The sequence below is a fragment of the Pseudomonas antarctica genome, from assembly GCF_900624995.1.
Classification (GTDB): domain Bacteria; phylum Pseudomonadota; class Gammaproteobacteria; order Pseudomonadales; family Pseudomonadaceae; genus Aquipseudomonas; species Aquipseudomonas antarctica.
The window spans coordinates 117,093-133,016 of record NZ_UYXQ01000006.1 but is presented as its reverse complement, the minus strand read 5'-3'; the positions used below and the strand labels follow the sequence as shown (position 1 = coordinate 133,016).

The 15,924-nt window shown below is 59.8% G+C and carries 18 protein-coding genes, 1 tRNA gene and 1 pseudogene; 12 read left to right on the top strand and 8 right to left on the bottom strand.

Translation table 11 applies throughout. The annotated features are described in order from the left end of the window. Positions 1-39: 39 nt before the first annotated feature. A complete protein-coding gene (locus E0F99_RS06795) occupies positions 40-774 on the top strand; it encodes a cysteine hydrolase family protein (RefSeq protein WP_083360210.1) in 735 nt (244 codons plus the stop codon). Between the two features lie 31 nt (positions 775-805). Continuing rightward, entirely contained in the window at positions 806-1,693 is an 888-nt protein-coding gene (locus E0F99_RS06790; protein WP_165447607.1) for a LysR family transcriptional regulator, read from the top strand. Between the two features lie 59 nt (positions 1,694-1,752). Here E0F99_RS06790 and E0F99_RS06785 read toward each other — a convergent pair whose 3' ends face one another. The 3 genes from E0F99_RS06785 to E0F99_RS06775 all read right to left on the bottom strand — a co-directional run bounded on the left by E0F99_RS06785 (position 1,753) and on the right by E0F99_RS06775 (position 4,004). Continuing rightward, positions 1,753-3,051, bottom strand: a complete 1,299-nt coding sequence (locus E0F99_RS06785) for an NAD(P)/FAD-dependent oxidoreductase (RefSeq protein WP_083360209.1) — start codon at positions 3,049-3,051, stop codon at positions 1,753-1,755. A gap of 60 nt (positions 3,052-3,111) precedes the next feature. Beyond that, entirely contained in the window at positions 3,112-3,285 is a 174-nt protein-coding gene (locus tag E0F99_RS06780; RefSeq protein ID WP_048724181.1) for a DUF3094 family protein, read from the bottom strand. An 89-nt stretch (positions 3,286-3,374) separates the two neighbouring features. Then, the gene (locus E0F99_RS06775; protein ID WP_083360208.1) at positions 3,375-4,004 is read right to left on the bottom strand and encodes a DUF1780 domain-containing protein; all 630 of its coding nucleotides are present in this window, start codon (positions 4,002-4,004) and stop codon (positions 3,375-3,377) included. 100 nt (positions 4,005-4,104) lie between these two features. Here E0F99_RS06775 and E0F99_RS06770 point away from each other — a divergent pair, with 100 nt between their 5' ends. The 3 genes from E0F99_RS06770 (at position 4,105) to E0F99_RS06760 (ending at position 5,540) form a co-directional block, all read left to right on the top strand. Continuing rightward, positions 4,105-4,572, top strand: a complete 468-nt coding sequence (locus E0F99_RS06770; RefSeq protein ID WP_083360207.1) for an FAD/FMN-containing dehydrogenase — start codon at positions 4,105-4,107, stop codon at positions 4,570-4,572. Next, positions 4,569-5,258 (top strand): energy-coupling factor ABC transporter permease, encoded by a 690-nt coding sequence (locus tag E0F99_RS06765; RefSeq protein ID WP_083360206.1) that lies wholly within the window; start codon positions 4,569-4,571, stop codon positions 5,256-5,258. Before E0F99_RS06770 ends, E0F99_RS06765 begins: the two co-directional genes overlap by 4 nt. A 66-nt stretch (positions 5,259-5,324) precedes the next feature. Then, positions 5,325-5,540, top strand: a complete 216-nt coding sequence (locus tag E0F99_RS06760; RefSeq protein WP_003171680.1) for a hypothetical protein — start codon at positions 5,325-5,327, stop codon at positions 5,538-5,540. Here E0F99_RS06760 and yacG read toward each other — a convergent pair. The 4 genes from yacG to E0F99_RS06740 are packed head-to-tail and all read right to left on the bottom strand — an operon-like array spanning position 5,537 to position 8,425. Then, positions 5,537-5,737, bottom strand: a complete 201-nt coding sequence (yacG, locus tag E0F99_RS06755) for a DNA gyrase inhibitor YacG (RefSeq protein WP_083360205.1) — start codon at positions 5,735-5,737, stop codon at positions 5,537-5,539. The genes E0F99_RS06760 and yacG overlap by 4 nt on opposite strands. Beyond that, entirely contained in the window at positions 5,734-6,357 is a 624-nt protein-coding gene (coaE, locus tag E0F99_RS06750; RefSeq protein ID WP_083360204.1) for a dephospho-CoA kinase, read from the bottom strand. The genes yacG and coaE overlap by 4 nt, the downstream gene beginning before the upstream one ends. After that, positions 6,354-7,220 (bottom strand): prepilin peptidase, encoded by an 867-nt coding sequence (locus E0F99_RS06745; protein ID WP_083360203.1) that lies wholly within the window; start codon positions 7,218-7,220, stop codon positions 6,354-6,356. Before E0F99_RS06745 ends, coaE begins: the two co-directional genes overlap by 4 nt. Beyond that, entirely contained in the window at positions 7,217-8,425 is a 1,209-nt protein-coding gene (locus tag E0F99_RS06740) for a type II secretion system F family protein (protein WP_083360202.1), read from the bottom strand. The genes E0F99_RS06745 and E0F99_RS06740 overlap by 4 nt, the downstream gene beginning before the upstream one ends. Before the next feature lie 203 nt (positions 8,426-8,628). Here E0F99_RS06740 and E0F99_RS06735 point away from each other — a divergent pair, with 203 nt between their 5' ends. The 3 genes from E0F99_RS06735 (at position 8,629) to E0F99_RS06725 (ending at position 9,635) form a co-directional block, all read left to right on the top strand. Continuing rightward, the gene (locus E0F99_RS06735) at positions 8,629-9,042 is read left to right on the top strand and encodes a pilin (RefSeq protein ID WP_083360201.1); all 414 of its coding nucleotides are present in this window, start codon (positions 8,629-8,631) and stop codon (positions 9,040-9,042) included. A 64-nt stretch (positions 9,043-9,106) separates the two neighbouring features. Continuing rightward, positions 9,107-9,179: transfer RNA gene (locus E0F99_RS06730), tRNA-Thr, on the top strand. 150 nt (positions 9,180-9,329) lie between these two features. Then, positions 9,330-9,635 (top strand): DUF6388 family protein, encoded by a 306-nt coding sequence (locus E0F99_RS06725; RefSeq protein WP_083360200.1) that lies wholly within the window; start codon positions 9,330-9,332, stop codon positions 9,633-9,635. An 80-nt stretch (positions 9,636-9,715) separates the two neighbouring features. Here E0F99_RS06725 and nadC read toward each other — a convergent pair whose 3' ends face one another. Beyond that, positions 9,716-10,564: a carboxylating nicotinate-nucleotide diphosphorylase gene (gene nadC / locus E0F99_RS06720; protein WP_083360199.1), complete on the bottom strand. Its 849-nt coding sequence runs from the start codon at positions 10,562-10,564 to the stop codon at positions 9,716-9,718. A 244-nt stretch (positions 10,565-10,808) separates the two neighbouring features. Here nadC and E0F99_RS06715 point away from each other — a divergent pair, with 244 nt between their 5' ends. From E0F99_RS06715 to E0F99_RS31070, 4 genes and pseudogenes are all read left to right on the top strand, one after another. Further along, the gene (locus E0F99_RS06715; RefSeq protein WP_083360198.1) at positions 10,809-12,965 is read left to right on the top strand and encodes a DUF1631 domain-containing protein; all 2,157 of its coding nucleotides are present in this window, start codon (positions 10,809-10,811) and stop codon (positions 12,963-12,965) included. Positions 12,966-13,026: 61 nt separating this feature from the next. Further along, positions 13,027-13,590, top strand: a complete 564-nt coding sequence (gene ampD, locus E0F99_RS06710; RefSeq protein WP_083360197.1) for a 1,6-anhydro-N-acetylmuramyl-L-alanine amidase AmpD — start codon at positions 13,027-13,029, stop codon at positions 13,588-13,590. Next, positions 13,587-14,423, top strand: coding sequence for a regulatory signaling modulator protein AmpE (gene ampE, locus E0F99_RS06705; protein WP_083360196.1), 837 nt, complete (start codon positions 13,587-13,589; stop codon positions 14,421-14,423). Before ampD ends, ampE begins: the two co-directional genes overlap by 4 nt. Positions 14,424-14,711: 288 nt before the next feature. After that, positions 14,712-15,851 (top strand): annotated as a pseudogene (locus E0F99_RS31070) (HAMP domain-containing protein); the annotation flags it as partial. Positions 15,852-15,924: the final 73 nt, after the last annotated feature.

Here is a 15,924-nt window from a genome sequence, read left to right as displayed (position 1 = left end):
CTGGGCCTCGTCAATTTACTCACCTCAGGAACTCGCACCATGACCCTTGCTATTGCCACTCATCCCGTCCGCTCATTACCTGCCATGCTCAAGTCCACACTGGTGGGCCTCGGCATGATGATGGGGTTCGGCCACTACGCGGTCGCCGCCGACACCGCCGCGAATCAGCAGCCCACCATTCGCGCCATGTTGGGTGCCAAACCCACAGAACGCCTGGACCCGAAAACCACCGCCCTGCTGGTAATCGACTTCCAGAATGAATACTTCACCGGCCGCATGCCGATCCCGGACGGCATGAAGGCTCTGGAAAACACCCAGCGCCTGATCAAATTCGCTGACAAAGAAAAAATCCAGGTCATTCACGTGCAGCACATCGCCCCGGATGACGCGGCGGTATTCGCCAAGAACGGCAAGACCGTTGATTTTCACCCGCTGATGAAGCCGCGTGCGCAAGACACGCTCGTGCAGAAGACCACCGTCAGCGTATTCGCCAGCACCGACCTGGATGCGCAATTAAAGAAGGCCGGCGTCAAGACTCTGATTATCAGTGGCCTGATGACCCACGCCTGTGTCGCCGGCGCCGCCCGGGACGCCGCGCCGTTGGGTTATGACGTTGTGGTAGCATCCGATGCCAGTGCCACCCGGGCGATTACCCGCGCCGATGGCCATTCGGTAACCAAGGATGAGTTGCACAACTCGGCGCTGGCGGAAATTGAAGACACTTTCGGCTCGGTGCTGACCACCGCGCAAATTATTGCGTTGCCGGTTAACTGATTCCCCAAAACCCGCAGGGACCGCCTGTTGCATGAACCAGTTATCCGCCATGCGCGCCTTTCGGTGCATCGTTGACGCCAAAGGGTTTTCTGCCGCAGCAGAGCGCCTGGACACCACGCACTCGACGATTTCCCGGCAGTTGCAGCAGTTGGAGATTGAGCTGGGCGCCCAGCTGATCAACCGCAACACGCGGCGCTTCAGTCTGACGGCGGCCGGGGAGCAGTACTACGCGGCGTGCGTGGATATCCTCGACCGTCTCGACGCCGCATCCCAGGCCATCGCCCACGGGCACCAACGCCCTGAAGGCGTGCTGAGAGTCAGTGTGCCGCTGGTGGTGGGCACCTTGGATCTGCCGCACTGGCTGCCGGGTTTTCAGCGGCGCTATCCTGATATTGAGCTGCAACTGTGTTGCGATGATCAATTCGTCGATTTGGTTGCTGACGGGTTTGATGTCGCGATACGCATCGCCAGCGCGCTGGCGGACACCTCGCTGATTGCACGCACGTTGACGGTTTCCAGTCAGGTGCTGGTGGCTTCGCCGGGCTACATCGGCCGCCATGGTTTACCGCGTTCGGCCCAGGAGCTCGACAAACATCACTTGCTGAGCTTCGTGGGGGCATCTTCGGATTGGCAACTGAGCGCGGCACGTGGCGGTGTAGTCAGCGTCACGCCGTCGGGGCGGTTCAGCACCAACACCATTAGCGCGCTGCACGCGGCCACGTTGGCCGGGGCGGGCATTGCGTGCTTCACCCAGGCCACCGTGCACAATGACTTGGCGCAGGGCCAACTGGTGCGCATTCTGCCCAATTACTCATTGGGCGAGCGGCACTACTACGCTCTTTATCCACAGTCTCGGCACCTGGCACCAAAGGTGCGGGCGTTTGTCGACTATATGGCCGAGTTCTACCAGCAGAGTTAGCCCAATAAAAAATCCCCCTATCGTGCGATAGGGGGATTTTTTTGTGGCCGTTCAGTCGATCAGTGCAGCTTGAGCCGAGGCTCAGTCCCGCGCCCAATCTTGCTCCCGAGCATCAGCATCGCCGTGCGGAAAAAACCGTACAGCGCCATCTGGTGCATGCGATACAGCGACACATAAAACATTCGCGCCAGCCAACCTTCGAGCATCACGCTGCCCGTCAAGTTGCCCATCAAGTTACCCACCGCGGAGAACCGCGACAGCGAGATCAGCGAACCGTAGTCGGTGTACTTGTAGGACGGCAGGTCCTTGCCCTCAATGCGCAGCTTCAGCGACTTGGCCAACAACGAAGCCTGCTGGTGAGCGGCCTGGGCACGTGGCGGCACATTGCGGTCCGTGCCTGGTTGCGGGCAGGCGGCGCAGTCGCCAAAGGCGAAGATGTTTTCATCGCGAGTGGTCTGCAGCGTTGGGAGCACTTGGAGCTGGTTGATGCGGTTGGTTTCCAGGCCATCGATGTCCTTGAGGAAACCTGGCGCGCGAATTCCGGCGGCCCACACCTTCAGGCTGGCTGGGATGACCTGGCCGCTGCTGGTGATCAGCGCGTCAGCGGTCACTTCGCTGACCGCTGAATTGGTCAGCACGGTGACACCGAGTTTCTCCAGTGTTTTATGCACAGGCCCGCCAATCCGCTCCGGCAGCGCAGGCAATACCCGTGGGCCGGCTTCGATCAGGGTGATGTGCATGTTTTCTGGCTTGATCCGGTCCAGGCCATACGCTGCCAGCTCATGGGCGGCGTTATGCAGTTCGGCGGCGAGTTCAACACCGGTGGCACCGGCACCGACGATGGCGACGCTGATTTGCTCAATGGTATCGGTCTGCCCGGCATGGGCGCGCAGGTAGTGGTTGAGCAACTGCTGGTGAAAACGCTCGGCCTGCTTGCGCGTGTCTAGGAACAGGCAGTGCTGCGCCGCGCCTTCGGTTCCGAAATCGTTGGTGGTGCTGCCGACCGCAATCACCAGGCTGTCGTAGCCCAGCACGCGTGCAGGCACCAGCTCTCGGCCTTCTTCATCGAGTGTGGCGGCCAGCTGGATTTTCTTCTGTTCACGGTCAAGCCCGCTCATGCGCCCCAGTTGGAACTCGAAGTGGTTCCATTTGGCCTGGGCGACATAATTGAGTTCGTCCTCCGAAGAATTCAGCGAACCGGCCGCCACCTCGTGCAGCAGCGGTTTCCAGATATGGGTCAGGTTGGTGTCCACCAGCGTGATGCTGGCGGTGCCGCGCTTGCCCAGAGTCTTACCCAGGCGGGTAGCCAACTCCAAGCCGCCGGCGCCGCCGCCGACGATAATAATACGATGGGTCATGGGGATATCTCGCAAGGCTAAAAGAAATTGGAGCAGTTACCCTCGCGAGCGCCAGGCAGCTCATAGCGTCAGATAACTCAGAAGGCGGCTCAGCAGACCCAGCCCGATCACCACTACCAGCACCACACCAAGGAGCAGCCACGGCCGGAAAGGCTTGCGCTCGACTTGGTTCTGGGAGAGTTGCAGGTACTCTTCGACATGCTGTTGGTCATCGGGGTTCAGGCGGCTGGTCATAAAGGCCTCGTCAGGTAGACGTAGCAAAAGGGCGCCACGTTACAGTCAGGAGATTGGCGGCATTGCCACAAGCGTAGCCTGTGCCCGCGTCACAGGCTGATGCCCACGTCGAATACTATGCTGCGCCCCAGGTTGTTGCGCAAGAAGTCTGGTGCGTCGGGGTGGGCGAACAGCACCCGGGCAAAGGTCGGCCCTACCAGGGACAGCGAGCGCCAGCCCTGGCGCAGGTATTCAGTGGGGGGCGGGAAATGGCTGTTGAGGTCCAGCACCTCGCGCTTGAGGCTGGTGAAAGCGATGAGGTCCAGTTCGCCCAGGTCCATGCCGCGCTCTTTATAGTTATGCGCTTTTTTGCGCAGCGTCGGTGCCAGGCGCAGCAGGAATTCATGGGCCGGAATGCGCCGCGGCTTGGCCTCGCGCCGCACCAACTGGCTCAGAGAAAATGCACTGCGCCGGCGCAGCAACTCATCGCGCCATTCGTCGTTCAGACGTCGGCCCTCATCCAGTACGAAAAATACCTCGAAGCTCGCATCGCGAAACAGTACATCAGGCGGCTCTTGACCGGCGGCATGAAACTCTTCGGCCCGATAGGGCACATTCAAGCCTTGCAGCAGGCGCTGGCAGACCCAACGCTCACGCTCCCATTTGCGGGCATTGGACAGGAACGCGTTGGCTTGTTCGGCCGCTACCGTGAGCAGGCGCAAGTAATCTGAGTCATCCATAGGGGTAGCTTAGCGTTCAAATGATGACGGCAGGAAGTCTTGCTTTAAAACGCCGGTGTAGACTGGCCACTCGACCAACATCCAAACCAAGGAGTCTGCGGTGAAGTTTTTCGTGGTGCTGTTTTTGAGCCTTTTACCCTTGTGGGCCCACGCCATCGAAGTGGGGGAGCGCGTCGCGCCGTGGACCTTACTCGACCAGTTCGATCAGGCCTACACCCTGGATGATCAGGCGCAGATTCTGTTGGTGGCGCGCAGTATGGACGCTGCCAAGTTGGTCGATGCGGCGTTGCAAGGTCAGCCCAAGGGCTACCTCCAAGCGCGGCATACAGTGTTTGTTGCGGATATCCAGCGCATGCCCCGGCTGATCGCCAAGCTGTTTGCCGTGCCGGCCATGCGAGCCTACAACTACCGGGTCATGCTCGACCGCGACGCGCGTATCGCCCCGCGTTATCCGGGGGCTGTGGATAAAGTGCTGTGGCTGCAACTCGATAACGGCACGCTGGTCGCGCAATCCGAATACAGCTCAGCCGCCGAGTTGCGCCAAGCCTTGGAGCAAGTTAAGCCGTGATCAGCGCCGCGGTGCTGGCGCCGGAAACCCTCAGCATCGGCTGGTTGCTGTATGTGCCAGTAGTAATATGGGCAATCTTGCGCTCGCCGTGGGTCGAGCTGTTCGCCGACCGACGGCGCCAGCATTTGTTGTTCGGTACGGTGTTCGCCCTGTTCATGCTGTGGCTGGTAAGGCGAGATTTCGATACGGGGGTTTCCTACCACTTTATCGGCATGACAGCCGTCACCCTGCTGCTCGATTGGCCTTTGGCAATCGTCGGCGGGTTGGCTGCTCAATTCGGGCTGGTTCTGCTGGGGCGCCAGGATTTGGCCGCCGTCGGCGTCAACGGCCTGCTGCTGATCGTGTTGCCTGTGCTGGTCACTGAGGCCTGCGCGGTGCTGGTCGAGCGGGCGCAACCACGCAATCCCTTTGTGTATATCTTCTGCTCGGGCTTTTTTGCCGCCGCGCTGTCGGCGCTGCTCTGCCTGTTGGCTGCATTGGGCCTGCTGTGGTTCGACGGCCGTTTTGCAATGCCGGAATGGCTGGAGGATTTTGTCGGTTATCTATGGCTGATCATCTTCCCCGAGGCGTTCATCAACGGCATGGTCGTCAGCGCCCTGGTGGTGTTCTGCCCTGAATGGCTTGAAACCTTCAACCGCACGCGTTATCTATCGGCCCCCTGGAAGGATGACGATTCGCAGCGTTGATCCATATCAAATCTCAGGTAGCGGCACAGGCCCATGCTCTGCGAAATTCTTCCAGGAGCTTGGATTATGAGTGTGTACGAATGGGCGAGGCAGGAGTTGCGCAGGAGCCAGGACGCCGCGCAGGAAATCGGTTTTGACCCAGGCCTGACCCTGCGCGCCATGCTCAGCGCGGTAGTGCAGCAGAGCAAAGGCGTACGCAGTTTCGAAGACCTGGCCGACGAGCTGCAATACCTTGCAGAAAACCTCGACGACCAGCAGGAATACGCCTTTATGCGGCCTTAGTGACGCGGTGGCAGGTCTTCGGAGAACAGGTCGTCCTCCGCATCCGGGCTGACCGGGATTTTATGTTCTTCCGACGCCCAGGCGCCCAGGTCGATAAGTTTGCAACGGTCCGAGCAGAACGGCCGGTTTGGGTTGGTCGCTTTCCATTCCACGGGCGCACCGCAGGTTGGGCAGTCGACGGTCATAGGTTGGCTCATGATCGGCCTCCACGCAAAGTAAGGTAAAAGTGGTGCAGTCGCTCGACCTCGCTGTGCAGCCAGGCGAGGTCCTGGTCATTGACCAGCACGTCATCGGCATGGTTCAGGCGGTCTTCGCGGCTGGACTGAGCCTTCAGAATCGCCTGCACCTGCTGTTCGCTGATGCCGTCGCGCTGCAGGGTACGCTGAATCTGCAGTGATTGCGGCACGTCGATCACCAGGATGCGCTGGGTCATGCTGTACTGGCCGGACTCAATCAGCAGCGGCGACACCAGAATCGCGTAGGGCGACCGCGCGCGCGCCAGGTGGCTGCGAATTTCCTCACCGATCAGCGGGTGCAGCAGAGCCTCGAGCCATCGGCGCTCTTCGGGTACTTCAAAGATGAGCTTGCGCAACGCGGCGCGGTCCAACTGGCCATCGGGCTGCAATACGCCAGTACCGAAATGCTCGGCGATCTGCGCCAAGGCCGCCCGCCCGGGCTCGACCACCCAGCGGGCAGCATGGTCGGCGTCTACCAGGTCGATGCCCAGGTCGATAAAGTGCTGGGCAGCCGCGCTTTTACCGCTGCCGATGCCGCCGGTGAGGCCAAGAATCCAAGGTGCTGCAACAGAAGTGGTCATTTGAAACCGACAGACTGCAAATAGAAGTCGGTTATTTGACCACCCCAGAGCAATGCAATCCAGCCGGCAATCGCCAGGCATGGACCAAACGGCATGGGTATCGAAGCCTGGGGCTTACGCAAACGCATCAGGACCAGCCCGGCAAGCACGCCGAGCAGCGACGACATCAGCAGGGTCATCGGCAGAATTTGCCAGCCACCCCAAGCCCCCAGCAGGGCTAATAACTTGAAGTCGCCATAGCCCATGCCGTCCTTGCCGGTGACCACCTTGAACAGCCAGAACACTGTCCACAGGCTCGTGTAACCAATGACGGCGCCCCATAACGCATCGGGCAGTGTCGCCAACACGTCGGCACTGTTTAGGATCAACCCCAGCCATAGCAGCGGCAGCACCAGAACGTCGGGCAGCAATTGATGGTCGACATCGATCAGGCTCATTGCCAGCAACCCCCAGCTCAGCAACATCACTGCGCCAGCTTGCCAGCCGAAGCCGAAATGCCAGGCAACGGTCGCCGAGATCAGCGCGCAGGCAAGCTCCGTGAACGGGTAGCGCGCGCTGATCGGTTCACGACATTGAGCGCAGCGCCCTCTGAGCAGCAGGTAGCTGAGCAGCGGGATATTTTCCCGCGGGCGAATCGGCTGGTTGCACCGCGGGCAGCACGAATTGGGCCGCATCAAGGTGTAGGCGGGGCCCGCAGGGTCTGCAGGCAAACCGAGCACCTCCTGGGCCTGGGCGCGCCATTCGCGCTGCAGCATCGTCGGCAGGCGCCACACCAGCACGTTGATGAAGCTGCCGATGATCAGGCCGAGTGACAGCGCGATCCCGACAAACACCCAGGGTTCTTCTTGAAGCAGCAGGCTCAAAATGCGGACCCCAACTGGAACACCGGCAGGTACATAGCGATGACCAAGGCGCCGACGATGCCGCCTAACACCACCATAATCAGCGGCTCCATAAGGCTGGTGAGGTTATCGACCAGGTTGTCCACGTCGGCCTCATAGTGGTTGGCGACTTTTTCCAGCATGGTGTCCAGGGTGCCCGATTCTTCGCCGATCGCCGTCATCTGGATCGCCATGCCGGGAAACAGCCCCTTACTGGCCATGGATTGATGCAACTGCATGCCTGTGGATACATCGTGACGCATATGCTCGATCGCCTGTTTGAACAACCCATTACCTACCGCGCCTGCCACGGAATCGAGAGCCTGCACTAAGGGCACGCCTGCAGCAAAGGTCGTCGAGAGTGTGCGTGCATAGCGGGCGACGGCGGATTTTTTCAGCAGTGTGCCTGCCAGAGGCGCGTTCAACAAACCGGCGTCCAGCCAGTGGCGAAAACCAGGCAATGTCCGGTAGGCCTGGCGCACCCCGACAATTGTGGCGCCTGCCCCAAGCGCGACCATCCACCAGGCCTGTTGCAGGAATTCGGATAAGGCAATCACCTTCAAGGTAAAGCCGGGCAGTTTGCCGTCGACGCCGGCAAACAGGCTCTGGAACTGCGGCACCACATGGATCAGCAGGACGCTGCTGACCAGGCATGCGATCACGATCACGGCGAGGGGGTAGGTCATGGCCTTCTTGATTCGCGCTTTGAGCTGCTGGCTTTTTTCCAGGTGCACCGCCACCCGCTCCAGCAGGGTTTCCAAGGCGCCAGCCTGTTCGCCGGCAGCGACCAAGTTGCAATACAGGTCATCGAAGTAGCGCGGATGCTTGCGCAGTGCTGCCGCCAGGTTATTGCCGGCGGCGATTTCCTGCTTCAAGCCTTTTACCAGCTCGCGCATCAGTCGGCTGTCGAAGCCTTCGCGGATAATGTCGAAGGCTTGCAACAAGGGTATGCCAGCCTTCAGCAATGTCGCCAACTGGCGGGTGAACAAGGCAATATCGGCGGGTTTTATCGGTATGGCGAAGCTTGGCAGGTGAGTGGTTTTTTTGCGCACGCGGCCGGGGCAGATCCCTTGCTGGCGCAACTGCGCCTTGATCAGCGCCAGATCATGGCCGACGGTTTGCCCGGACACCCTACGCCCTTTGCGGTTGATGCCTTCCCAGGCGTAGATCGTTGCAGCGTCATTCATCTCACGTTTTCGCACACAGGTCGTTGAAGATTTATAGCTTAGTCTGGTGCCGGATTCGGGCTGGTCGGCGGCGGGCGTTAAAATGTCAGATTGTGCGTCTTGCACGCGATTGGCCGCTCGCGGATGAGTACACTGGCGCCGTTGCATAATGCGGGGCGCAGGACGCGCCTTGTTACGGGTTCTATCTCTGGAGAGTGAATGTGATGCGTCAGAAAGGCTTTACCTTGATCGAGTTGTTGATCGTCGTGGCAATCATCGGCATTTTGGCCACTGTGTGTTTGCCGCTGTACACCAAGCACCAGGCCAAGGCCAAGTTCACCGCGGGGTTGGCAGAAATCGCCGCGTTGAAGGCCGGTTTCGAAGACACCCTCAACCAGGGCACCGTGCCGACCCTGGCCTTGATCGGTGGCACCAGCCCCACCGCCAATTGCAAGATCGACGTGGCTGGCGATGTGGCTACCGGCGCCGGCTCCATAAGCTGTGAAATTCTGGATGCACCTGCACCCGTCTTGGGCAAAACCATCACGTTGACGCGCAGCGCCACCGCTGGCTGGAAGTGCGCAACCAACGCCGACGCGCAATACGTGGCCAAGGGCTGCGGCGCCGACGGGGCATAACGGCCGCTGGGCGATAGGCGAGTTAGTTGCCGCATGCCTAATGCGGTGCTAGCTTTAGCCCATCGCCCGTGTAGCTCAGTTGGTAGAGCAGCGCACTCGTAACGCGAAGGTCGCAGGTTCGATTCCTGTCTCGGGCACAAAGGCAACACTGTTTCAAAGGTAACGTTTTCAGATGATCCCAGAATGGTTCTGAAGGCCAGACGAGCCGGTATTCATGCCTGCTCTTTTGTATCTGCGCAACCTTGATGACCCAGATGCATCCCCATTCCTCGATCTAAGAGAACAACATGACCACGACTGAAATGACCCAGGAAGTTCGGCACCAAGCAGCGCTCGAAAAATACCTCGAAGAGTCGCCGCAGCTTAAAGACGAGATCAAGGACCTGAGTGCTGATGATCAGCGCGATCAGATTCAGTGGGCATTTGAGGATGAGGCCGAAAGCCAGGGCTATCAGCCTTGGGAACTGACCCTCAAGTACACCTCGACACCCGAAGCGTTCGAAGCCGCACGGCTAGCCTTGCACAAAGAGGCCGCCGAGGTGCTGGGTGTCGAATGGGAAGAGTATTGCGAGATGAATGACCTGGTGGTCTAGGCGCTAAGCCTGCAGCGAGCTTGTTGTGGCCAGCACGCTCGCCACAACAAGCATTTCACCAAGGCTTTTGGTTATGTGCCTCAGATACTCAGGCGCATCGACAAATCCACCGCTTTCACATCCTTGGTCATCGCGCCGATGGAGATGTAGTTCACTCCGGTTTCTGCGATGGGCAGCAGGGTGGTTTCATTGATCCCGCCGCTGGCTTCCAGCTTGGCTTTGCCGGCGTTCAGGCGCACGGCCTCACGCATGTCCTCCAGGCTCAACTCGTCGAGCATGATGATGTCGGCACCCGCCGCCAGTGCTTCGCGCAGTTCATCCAGGCTTTCCACTTCGATTTCTACGGGCTTGCCCGGGGCGATCTGGTGGGCGGCCTTAATCGCCTGGGCAATGCCGCCACACGCGGCGATATGGTTTTCCTTGATCAGAAATGCGTCATACAAACCGATGCGATGGTTATGGCAACCGCCGCAGGTCACCGCGTATTTTTGCGCCAGGCGCAGGCCCGGCAGAGTTTTACGGGTGTCCAGCAGCTTGACCTGAGTCGTGGCGACAAAGTCTGCCAGCGACTGAGCGCGCGTGGCGACGCCTGACAGCATTTGCAGAAAATTCAGCGCGCAGCGTTCGCCGCTCAGCAGTGAACGGGCTGGGCCTTCGAGGTGGAACAGCACTTGGTCAGGGCTGACGCGCTCACCGTCGGCTACCTGCCAATGCACCGCAACCCTGGGGTCGAGCTGGCGGAATACCGCGTCCACCCAGGCGGTTCCGGCGATAACCGCCGCCTCGCGAGTAATGATCGTGGCTTTGGCCAGCCGTTCGGCCGGGATCAATTGCGCGGTGATGTCGCCGCTGCCGATGTCTTCCAGCAGTGCGCGGCGCACGTTGGCTTCGATTTCGGCGGTGAGGTCGGCAAGACGGAGATTCGGCATAACAGGCTCCACAAACAAAGTGCCTCGATTATAGGGGGTGTGCGCCTTTGAACCCAGGCTCCCTATTCATTTACAGCACAACGGCAGAGTTTGCTGGCGCAACTCCCCTCATTTGCAAGATAATCTCGCGCCTTGCAATTGGCGTCATAGCTTTGACGTCCTGGTGATGATCGGTTTTTGCAGCCACCCTTTTGGCCTGTAGCCGTTATTGCCCACTTCAACACCGCCGTTTCTGGAGGCCAGGATGCACATTGACGAAAAGGTGGTGCCCATCAATAAGGCACAGACCACGCCATCGCCGCTCGCGCGCCTGCCGGTGGTGTTGCTGCAGGTTCGCGACAAGGTTGCCCAACAACTGCAGCAAGGTCTGCAGGAGCTGTTCGATAACGCCGACGACACCTTGTTCGAAATGGCCGACAAAGCCCGCAGCAATGCGGACCATCACATTTTCTTTGAAGCCATGCGTGATCTGCGCCTCAAGCGCAAGAATTTCGAGCGCGTGTTTATGGAGCAACTGTTCGCAGCGTTCGCCAACCTGGGCCGCACCGGGCACGGTGATCCGCACTTGGTACCGGTGGTGTCCTACGAAGCGGCGCCTGGCACTTCCAAAGACGATCTGGAAAAAGCCGTTGCGCTGGAGGCCATGCTCGGCCGGGTGCGGCATCGCGATGGCCTGGCGCTGGGGCAATTGACCGCGCGCTTGAGTGCATTGCTGGGCAAGCCCCTGGATGAGCGCGATAACCCGTTGGGGCCGGCACTGCTGTGTGAGTTCTTTTTGCGCGCAGGGCGCAGCCTGGGGGTAGAGATCCGCGTCAAGCTGATCATGCTCAAGCTCTTTGAAAAGTATGTGCTAAGTGACGCTGATCAGCTGTTCGGCGAGGCCAACCAGTTACTGGTTGCCACCGGGGTATTGCCTGAACTCAAGGCCGTACCGTCACGTCGCCTTGGCGGGCGTGCGGCGCGCGAGCAACAGCACGAAGGCCGCTTGGCCAGCGTCGACCAGCCGTTGGATGAAAACGGCCAGGAAGCCTTCGCCGCGTTGCAAAAGTTGCTCGCTGGCGAGCGTGGCAGCGTAGCGCCCACCCTGGAGGCCAGCGCCGAGCCGCAATCCATCGCCCCCCGTGACCTGCTGCGTTTGCTCTCCCACTTGCAGCAATACGTGCCGGAGCCTGAGGTTGAAGACGATTTCGACCTGCGCAACCAGCTTGGGCAGCTGTTGACCCGAGTCAGCGTCAAGAGCGGAAAATCCCGCGTGGTGGAAGACGCTGATGAGGATGCGATCAACCTGATTGCCCTGCTGTTCGAGTTCATCCTCGACGACTGCACCGTGCCGGACGCCTTTAAGGGGTTGATCGCCCGCTTGCAGATCCCGCTGGTGAAAGTCGCGTTGCTGGACAAGAGTTTTTTCAGCCGTACCCACCATCCGGCGCGGCGACTGCTCAATGAAATCGCCGCTGCCGCCATGGGCTGGAGCCCACACGCTGACTACCAGCGTGACAGCCTGTACCTGCAGATTGAGCAGGTGGTGCAATGTTTGCTGAATGACTTCGTCGAAGACCCGACGATTTTTTCCCAATTGCTGGCGCAGTTCACTGCGTTTACCGGCGATGAACGTCGCCGTAGCGAGCTGCTTGAGCAGCACACCCGTGAGGCCGAAGAAGGGCGGGTGCGTACGCAAGCCGCTCGTGAGCGTGTGGCCGACCTGCTCAACCGACGGTTACTGGGCAAGGTATTACCGCAATCGGTGGTGCAGTTCCTGCAGCAGGCCTGGAGCCAGGTGCTGTTGTTGGCCAGCCTCAAGCACGGCGAACAGTCGGTGCAGTCGCAGGCGGCGGTGCGCACCATGGACGAGTTGATCTGGAGCGTGGGCCTGCAGAAAGACACAGAAGCTGGCCGACACTTGCTGGAGCAACTGCCTGGGCTGCTCACTGCATTGCGCAACGGCTTGACCAGTGCGGCGTTCGACTCCTTCAGCATGCGTGAGTTTTTTGTGCGCTTGCAGGCGATGCATGTTCAGTCTGCCGAAGGCGAGAGCACCGACACGCCGATCAAGGTGCGCGAGCCCTTTTCATTCAGTGCCGGGTTACCTGATTCCATGGAAAGCCTGCCGAGCGATGACCCGGACCTGCTCAAGGCTCACCAACTGCGCATCGGCGGCTGGTTTGAATTCCGTCCAGACGAAGGCACCCGCCTGCGGTGCAAACTGACGGCGATCATGGCGCCAGCCAATAGCTATATTTTTGTCAACCGCACAGGGCTCAAAGTCCTGGAGAAAACGGCTGACCAATTAGCGATGGCGTTCAAGCACGGCGCGCTGCGCACCTTGGACGATAGGCTGTTGTTCGACCGTGCGCTGGCGTGTGTGGTTGGCAACCTGCGTGAACTCAATCGCGGCAAGTGATCGCAACCGCAGGGCTGAACGCGGCATACTGGTAACACCTCGTCTCATTCAAGGAACCTGTATGCAGTTGGACCCCACCAGCGGTTGGTGCCAGGGCATTCGTCATTGCCCTTCGCCCAACCATAACGAGCGCCCCGCAGGCGAAATCTCACTGTTGGTGGTGCATAACATCAGTTTGCCCCCGGCGCAGTTTGCCACTGGCAAGGTGCATGAGTTCTTTCAGAATCGCCTGGATGTCACGGAACATCCCTACTATGAAGGCATTGCCGACCTACGCGTGTCTGCGCATTTTCTGATTGAGCGTGACGGCACTGTGACGCAGTTTGTATCGTGCCTGGACCGCGCCTGGCACGCCGGGATATCCCGTTTCGAGGGGCGCGAGGTCTGCAACGACTTTTCGCTGGGCATCGAGCTGGAAGGGACGGACGAGCTACCGTTTACCGCGGCCCAATATGCATCGCTGATCGACCTGACTCGCCAGCTGCTGGCGGCTTATCCGGACATTACCCAGCAGCGTATTTGTGGCCACAGTGATATCGCCCCGGGACGCAAGACTGACCCGGGCCCGGCTTTTGATTGGACGCGCTTTCGCAGCGCCCTGCAGGATGGAGGACACGCACGATGAGTTTTCTGGTGTTAGTGCTAGCGGTCTGGATCGAGAAATTTTCGGCCCTGCGTCGGCGGTTGCAGCGTGACGGTGGATGGTTGCATGAGCTGGCCAAGCTGGAATCGAGCCCGCGCATGGGCAAGCAGCCCTGGTTGATTCTGGTACTGCTGGTGTTGTTGCCGGTGGCCTTGCTGGCCCTGTTGCTGATGGTGTTGGAACCGGTGGCTTATGGCCTGTTGGCGCTACCGGTGCACTTGCTGGTGGTGATCTATAGCCTGGGGCGTGGCGACTTGTTGGCTGGGCTCGGGCCGTTTCGCGATGCCTGGCGGCGCGGTGACCTGCAAGCGGCGGAACACGTGGCCGAGCGCGATCTGAAGATTGCGACCGACAGTGGCGAGCAGTTGCTGGAGCGCGTGCAAGGCCATCTGCTCTGGCAGGCTTACCAAAGCTTTTTCGCGGTGATTTTCTGGTACTTCCTGCTGGGCCCGGTCGCTGCGCTGGCTTATCGCCTGTTGGCGTTGGCCAGCGAGCATAGCCAGAACCCGTTGGTTGCCGAGCGTGCCGGGCAGATGCGCCATGCGTTTGACTGGCTACCGGTACGCCTGCTGGCGGCGAGTTTTGCCTTGGTGGGTAACTTTGTCGCGGTCAGCCGAGTGATGCTGCATGAGCTGTTGAGCTGGGAGATTAGCGCTGCACAGTTGATGGAAAAAGTAGGTCTTGCGGCGGCTGAGATACCACCGCCGGTGGTGGGGGCGGATGGTATTAACAGCCTGGATCGCCTGTGGGAACTGCTGCTGCGTGCGGCGGTGCTGTGGTATGCCGGGTTTGCGATTTGGACGGTGTTGCCGTAGCAAGTAATGCGTTTGGTTTTTTTGGGCGAGGGAGCTTGCTCCCGCTCGACAGCGTAGCAGTCGCCAGCTTTTTAGGACGCTTCGCGCCCCAGCGCAAGCAAGCTCCTTCGCCACAACAAGCCTGCTCACCACCGGTCATTAACCTTACGTTACAAAACTCCCTTTCGAATTGAGCTATACAGACAGAGCGCCAAATAGTGGCTTTCTGCCGCGCCCCTTGCGCCTCAATAAAAATAATAGAAAGGGAGTTCACCTGTGAAGAGCTTGCTCTATCCCGCCGTCGCGCTGATGAACCGCCTGAGTTTCGGTATGAAATTCAGCCTGATCAGCGTGCTGTTCCTGCTGCCGATGCTGGCGACCAATTATTTCCTGGTGCGTGATTCCTGGTCTGAATTCCAGGGCACACGGGTCGAACTGCAAAGCCTTGATCTGCTCGGCAGCAGTGTGGCGCTGCGCCGTGACCTGGAAACCCTCAACAACCAAGTACAGATCAACGCGGTACTTGGTCAGTCCGGTAAGGCCGGTGACCTGGAAAGCAAGATCAGCGCCTTGGAGCAGAGCGTGCTAAGTCGTCTACAAGGGCTCAACGCCATGGCCCTCGACCCTGAGCAGGTCAGCGCGTTTGACGGCAAGCGCGACGAAATGATCGCTGCGTTCAAGGCTCAGCAACAGGAAACCTCGCTGCTAAGTAAAAGCGCGCTGATCGGCAAGTTGCTCAATCAAGCCCAGATGCTTAGCCTGATCATCGCCAGCCAGTCCGGTTTGAGCCGCGATGCCCAGACTGATTTACGCCAACTCAGTGAGCTGGTCACCCGCGTAACCCCGCACGTCACTCAAACCTTGGGCGAAGGGCGCGCCATGGGGGCGTATTCCCTGGGCCAAGGCTTTCTCAATTCATCCTCCAGCACACGCTTTGACGAACTGCTGCAGCAGTTGGAAAAACTCCAGGCTGAGTACGCGTTGAAATTGCAGGATGCTCTGGGCACCAGCAACGCCGCGCATACGGCGCTCGATAACCTGGCCAAGGCCAGCAATGCGAGCCTCAAGCAAGGCAGTGACGTGTTTGAAGAGCAGGTCGTCATGGCGCAAACCCTGGATGCTCCCTGGCAGGCTTTCTATGAAGACGTCAGCACGCTGATGGCCCAGACCTACCAGCTCAATGAAGCCACCTTGACCTTCCTCGAGCAGCAACTTGAGCAGCGCCTGGCCCAAAACCGTACGCACATGGTGGTGCTGGTCTCGGCCCTGGCGGCGGTGTTTTTACTGATCTTCTACTTGTACGCGGGTTTCTATGCTTCGACCCGCACAACCTTGCGCCGCCTGGGGGCGATGATGGACAAGGTCGCGGCCGGTGACATGACCGTCACCTTCGTTGCGCAAAGCCGCGATGAACTGGGGGATTTGGGGCAAGTGTTCAACGCCACCGTAGCCAAAATTCACGACCTGATCGAGCGCGTCGGCCACACCGTCAGTCAGGTCGAGTTGCAAGCCGACCAGGTGC

What these genes read in the sequence shown, in the direction of transcription:
- E0F99_RS06780 (WP_048724181.1), bottom strand. Translation starts at nt 3,285, where the DNA reads ATGACCAGCCGCCTGAACCCCGATGACCAACAGCATGTCGAAGAGTAC.
- nadC (WP_083360199.1), bottom strand. Translation starts at nt 10,564, where the DNA reads ATGCCGAATCTCCGTCTTGCCGACCTCACCGCCGAAATCGAAGCCAAC.
- E0F99_RS06795 (WP_083360210.1), top strand. Translation starts at nt 40, where the DNA reads ATGACCCTTGCTATTGCCACTCATCCCGTCCGCTCATTACCTGCCATG.
- ampD (WP_083360197.1), top strand. Translation starts at nt 13,027, where the DNA reads ATGCAGTTGGACCCCACCAGCGGTTGGTGCCAGGGCATTCGTCATTGC.
- yacG (WP_083360205.1), bottom strand. Translation starts at nt 5,737, where the DNA reads ATGAGCCAACCTATGACCGTCGACTGCCCAACCTGCGGTGCGCCCGTG.
- E0F99_RS06775 (WP_083360208.1), bottom strand. Translation starts at nt 4,004, where the DNA reads ATGGATGACTCAGATTACTTGCGCCTGCTCACGGTAGCGGCCGAACAA.
- ampE (WP_083360196.1), top strand. Translation starts at nt 13,587, where the DNA reads ATGAGTTTTCTGGTGTTAGTGCTAGCGGTCTGGATCGAGAAATTTTCG.
- E0F99_RS06740 (WP_083360202.1), bottom strand. Translation starts at nt 8,425, where the DNA reads ATGAATGACGCTGCAACGATCTACGCCTGGGAAGGCATCAACCGCAAA.
- E0F99_RS06735 (WP_083360201.1), top strand. Translation starts at nt 8,629, where the DNA reads ATGCGTCAGAAAGGCTTTACCTTGATCGAGTTGTTGATCGTCGTGGCA.
- E0F99_RS06785 (WP_083360209.1), bottom strand. Translation starts at nt 3,051, where the DNA reads ATGACCCATCGTATTATTATCGTCGGCGGCGGCGCCGGCGGCTTGGAG.
- E0F99_RS06715 (WP_083360198.1), top strand. Translation starts at nt 10,809, where the DNA reads ATGCACATTGACGAAAAGGTGGTGCCCATCAATAAGGCACAGACCACG.
- E0F99_RS06725 (WP_083360200.1), top strand. Translation starts at nt 9,330, where the DNA reads ATGACCACGACTGAAATGACCCAGGAAGTTCGGCACCAAGCAGCGCTC.
- E0F99_RS06790 (WP_165447607.1), top strand. Translation starts at nt 806, where the DNA reads ATGAACCAGTTATCCGCCATGCGCGCCTTTCGGTGCATCGTTGACGCC.
- E0F99_RS06760 (WP_003171680.1), top strand. Translation starts at nt 5,325, where the DNA reads ATGAGTGTGTACGAATGGGCGAGGCAGGAGTTGCGCAGGAGCCAGGAC.
- coaE (WP_083360204.1), bottom strand. Translation starts at nt 6,357, where the DNA reads ATGACCACTTCTGTTGCAGCACCTTGGATTCTTGGCCTCACCGGCGGC.